The sequence below is a fragment of the Moorena sp. SIO3B2 genome (assembly GCF_010692525.1).
In the GTDB taxonomy this organism is placed as follows: Bacteria; Cyanobacteriota; Cyanobacteriia; order Cyanobacteriales; family Coleofasciculaceae; genus Moorena; species Moorena producens.
Genome location: NZ_JAAHHE010000467.1, coordinates 1 through 4,156, shown reverse-complemented (window position 1 = coordinate 4,156; position 4,156 = coordinate 1). Strand labels below are relative to the sequence as shown.

4 protein-coding genes and 1 pseudogene are annotated in these 4,156 nt (G+C 44.6%); 1 reads left to right on the top strand and 4 read right to left on the bottom strand.

Annotated features, from left to right (window positions below; translation table 11 throughout):
* Nucleotides 1-667: pseudogene (locus tag F6K38_RS36310) on the top strand (hypothetical protein); the annotation flags it as partial.
* A gap of 114 nt (nucleotides 668-781) precedes the next feature.
* Here the strand turns inward: F6K38_RS36310 and F6K38_RS36305 are convergent.
* The 4 genes from F6K38_RS36305 to F6K38_RS36290 form a co-directional block, all read right to left on the bottom strand.
* Nucleotides 782-1,444 (bottom strand): HEAT repeat domain-containing protein, encoded by a 663-nt coding sequence (locus F6K38_RS36305; protein ID WP_008183166.1) that lies wholly within the window; start codon nucleotides 1,442-1,444, stop codon nucleotides 782-784.
* Nucleotides 1,445-1,852: 408 nt separating this feature from the next.
* Nucleotides 1,853-2,341 (bottom strand): C-phycoerythrin subunit alpha, encoded by a 489-nt coding sequence (gene cpeA, locus F6K38_RS36300; RefSeq protein WP_287248232.1) that lies wholly within the window; start codon nucleotides 2,339-2,341, stop codon nucleotides 1,853-1,855.
* Between the two features lie 75 nt (nucleotides 2,342-2,416).
* A complete protein-coding gene (cpeB, locus tag F6K38_RS36295) occupies nucleotides 2,417-2,950 on the bottom strand; it encodes a phycoerythrin subunit beta (RefSeq protein ID WP_287248235.1) in 534 nt (177 codons plus the stop codon).
* Between the two features lie 203 nt (nucleotides 2,951-3,153).
* Nucleotides 3,154-4,002: a Uma2 family endonuclease gene (locus F6K38_RS36290; protein WP_071106827.1), complete on the bottom strand. Its 849-nt coding sequence runs from the start codon at nucleotides 4,000-4,002 to the stop codon at nucleotides 3,154-3,156.
* Nucleotides 4,003-4,156: the final 154 nt, after the last annotated feature.

Genomic DNA, 4,156 nt, shown 5'->3' with positions numbered 1-4,156 from the left:
AAGCTATCAGTCTTTACAACAGCAGGCTAAAGAGCAATCTAATCTGGTTAAGAAATTACAGAAGCAGCTAGCCGAGCAAAAATCCGAAACTGCTGAACAGACAGAAAGTTATCAGTCTTTACAACAGGAGACTCAACAGCAAGCTACTCTGGTTAAGAAATTACAGAAGCAGCTAGCTGACCAAAAATCTGAAACTGCTGAACAAACCGAAAGCTATCAGTCTTTACAACAGGAGACTCAACAGCAAGCTACTCTGGTTAAGAAATTACAGAAGGAGTTAGCCGAGCAAAAATCTGAAACTGCTGAACAAACCGAAAGCTATCAGTCTTTACAACAGCAGGCTCAAGAAAAATCTAATCTGGTCGAAAAGTTACAGAAGCAGCTCGCAGAGCAAAAATCTCAGGCGGCGCAACAAGTAGAAAGTAATCAGTTTCTACAGCAGCAAACTCAAGACCAAGAGAAGCGTATTGCTGAGTTAGAGCATCAGTTGTCTGAGCAACAATCTCCCGCTAATCAACCTACCGAGAGTTATGAGTCTTTGACACAGCATAATCAAGAGCAAGAGGATCGTATCGCCACTTTACAAAAACAAATTGTTGAGTTAAAGCGTTGGGCAACCCTTGGCAAAGCAGAGTTGAATAAGAGGCGTAGCCGGAGATTGTTTTAGTTAGTGCCCGAAAGCATCAATAATAATGTCAAGTCCCCTGGCTTTCTTAGTTGATAGTTTTGGGGATAGTTTTGGCATTCAAGGACAACAAATAATTGGATTATTCTGGTCTTATTATGGAGATCGTTTTCTGCTTGAACCAAAGTTGATCACCTGTTCCAAGCGTGATATCGAACTAGCCGCTGATTCTCGGATATAGGGGTCGGCTTCCTGATTTTCAGCGGTAGCAGATAGCACTTCCATAGCTCTCTCATCTCCCAAAGAACCTAGGGCATGTAGCACAGCAACTTGAAGGGCAATATCATCGATGTCCAAAGCAGCCACTAGGGCTTCAAAAGCTGGTGGACCAATGGTTCCCAGTGCGCCAACTGTCGATATTTTGACAACGGGATCTGGGTCTTTAAGGGCGGTTTGTAGACTCTGCAACCCCACAGTTGGGAAGGTTTCTTCTGAGTAGTTAAGAGCGATCGCAGCCAGCGCTTTAGCACAGCTAGCTCGTACAGTGTTATTTTCACTGGTTGTTAAAGTTTCTGCCAATACCGGTACAGCATCAAGACCAATCACACCTAGAGTTTGCACTGCTGCTCGCCGATAAACCACATCCTCATCACCCAAAATTGCCATCAACTCAGGAATAGTATTCTCGGTGCGCTCTGCTGCAATCTGCCGCATGGCTCTTTCTCTGAGTCTAGGATTTTTATGTTTTAATTGTTGATATAACTCTTCTGTAGACATTAGTAGATAGTAGTAAATATCAGTATACAAATAGGTAAGCATTCAGCCATCAGCTTATGTGCTACGCACACGCTACGCGAACAGTTATCAGCTATCAGTTATCAGCTATCAGCTTATGCCCATAGCCCACGCTAATTGAGGTGCTTTTGAATAAAATAGGTAAGCATTCGTTTAATCTCTGTTATCTCTGCTGTCAGGGATTCATAAAGCTGACTGCTGACTGCTGACTGCTGACTGCTGACTGCTGACTGCTTACAAAAATATGAGTAGACATCAGTCTATAACCTGAGTTAGAGAAAACTAACTTGATTCAGGATTTTCGATAACAACAACTAAGGGGTTCTTAGGAAAGTGCTGAACCTGCTTCAGGCACAGCACTCTCCTAAGATACCCCTTTAGTCGAAAGTACTAGAGGCAGCTAGCCACTACAGACAGTGGATAGCAATAATCCTATGACATGGAGTTGATTACATAGTCAAGGTAACCCCGGTATTCAACCAAGGCTTGGGCAGACATATCACGAGGAGCGCAGCCACGATCCCGGAGGACGGTCAAACCAGTAACATAGGTAGCGGCATCGATGCCTAGGGCTTTGTAGACTTCACGAGCGCCAGCAATACCCCACTCATCCAGAGGACCAGTACCACCAACAACTAGGCAATAGTTGATCAAACGCAGGTAGTGAACGATGTCACGCTTGCACTTTTCTTTCTGAGTACCTGCATCAATGTCCCGACCACTACCGTTAGGGAACTTTTTATAGATAGCATCAACAGCTTCTTGAGCTACAGCGTCGTAGTTACCTGCCAACTTTTCAGCAGCTTCCATACGAGCAGCAGAACGTTGCAAGCTGCCTTGAACTGATTCTAGGTCAGAAGCGCTAGGAAAACGACCTCCCAGGTCAGCGGAAGCAACAACAGTGGTTAACACTGATTTCATAATTAAGATATCTCCTGTCTTAAAATTGATTTCGGCAAAAGGTCAGTGTAATTTAAATTCTCCTAAGCAGGGAGACTAGCTAATAGCACTGCCGACTGCATCGAAGTAGCCACCGACTTCTGCAGCCAAAGAGGCACAATCACCAGCAGTAACAGACTCTTTGCGTTGAGATGCAGTGTTGTTAACAAAAGCCACAGCAGCAGCCTTCATGATGCCCACAGCCCGGGAAGTATTACCAGTGGGAACGCCCAAAGCAGCGTAGGTTTCCTTAAGACCATTCAAGCAACGGTCAGTCAGTACAGAACTATCTCCGCTGAGAACGGCGTAGCACACATAACGCAAGACGATTTCGCCATCCCGTAGACAAGCAGCCATCTTGCGGTTGGTGTAAACACCGCCACCGGGAGCAACTAAACCAGGGCTCTCGCAAACGATACCAGCAACCGCATCAGTAACGATACAGCTAGCATTGCTGGCGATAAAATTGACAGCATCAAGGCGCTTGTTGCCATCAGCAACAAATCCCTTTAGAGCATCTAAATCAGCACCGCCAACAAATCCACCGGCGGAATCGGCAGCAACTACGGCTTTTGAAAAAGCGTCTAGCATTAAAATCTCCTTATCAATAACAAGGACTTAAAATTATTGGTCTTGTCGTTTATGAATTGACTAACCAATTTAGACGATAAAAGCTATTTGACACTCTAGTCCCATTTATGAGAAACAAAGCAACAAAACATTACAAAAATTTCCTTCTATCCGTCTAATTGTATACTTTTGTATCAATAATCTTTTAAGTGTTTGGTTAAGTGCTAAACAGTATCTTCAAGATCAGGGTCAATACCTGCTGCTCGTAACTGCTCAGCCAGCCGAGCCGCTCTTGCTAAAGCAGCTTGAGTTCGTTGGCGCTCCTGCTCGACTATAGACTCTGCTTCTTCAGCACGTTGTCGCTCCTGTTCAGCTCTTTCCCTTTCGAGAACAGCTCGTTCATCACCAATCAACAACAGATTTCCTTGCTCATCCCACCACCTTAGCCACAGTTGAGTTTGATTCTGATAACTTCCTTGCCATAAGCCTAGTTCTACACCCAAGGGTGTAATAGAATAATGCCCTCGTTCATTAGGGGTTAATTTCTGATAAAACCCACTGACCAAGGTATAGACTTCAAGAGAGCCATTGTTGATTTGATAAATACCATAGTAGGGAATTCGGATAATTTGCTCATATACCCAAAACTTCCCTGGCTTAGTTACTTCTCCTTGAGTCGAGAGGGATAACGGGGTTTTGTCCCGTTCTTCCTCGCCATTGCCACTGGCGAATTCTAATGCAATTAATGGTGCTATATGTTCCCGCCACACCACATAGGAGCGACGAATTTTACCATCTAGCTGAGGAGGGACATTGGGCACATAGAACCAATCAGGCGCTTCGGCTCCTTTTTCAGGTGGGTCAGTTTCTCGCCAGTAGATACCACAGTCTTGCCCAATGGCATATTGTCCATCAGGATGTCGCTGTTGTAAGATCTCTCCCATCGAATCCGTTAGAATTATGCTTTGGGGATGCTCTTGAAAGTTTTTCACGAATGTACCATCTGACTCCGGTAGCTGGGTGTGGTCAGGGAAGGGAGGAGGTAATTTGACTCGAGGTACTATCTCAGTCATGGTCTGGCCTAGACTATTGCGGTGATGATTCTATATATTATTCTGGCTGCTCTAGTTTGATAGCCGATCGCAATTACCAATTATTAGAGCATGGTAATAGTGCTTAGTACACTAAAGATGCTCTTCCAAGGTTACTAATGACGTCAGCTGTCAG

Coding starts and splice junctions, on each gene's coding strand:
- F6K38_RS36305 (WP_008183166.1), bottom strand. CDS start 1,444: ATGCTTACCTATTTGTATACTGATATTTACTACTATCTACTAATGTCT.
- cpeA (WP_287248232.1), bottom strand. CDS start 2,341: ATGAAATCAGTGTTAACCACTGTTGTTGCTTCCGCTGACCTGGGAGGT.
- cpeB (WP_287248235.1), bottom strand. CDS start 2,950: ATGCTAGACGCTTTTTCAAAAGCCGTAGTTGCTGCCGATTCCGCCGGT.
- F6K38_RS36290 (WP_071106827.1), bottom strand. CDS start 4,002: ATGACTGAGATAGTACCTCGAGTCAAATTACCTCCTCCCTTCCCTGAC.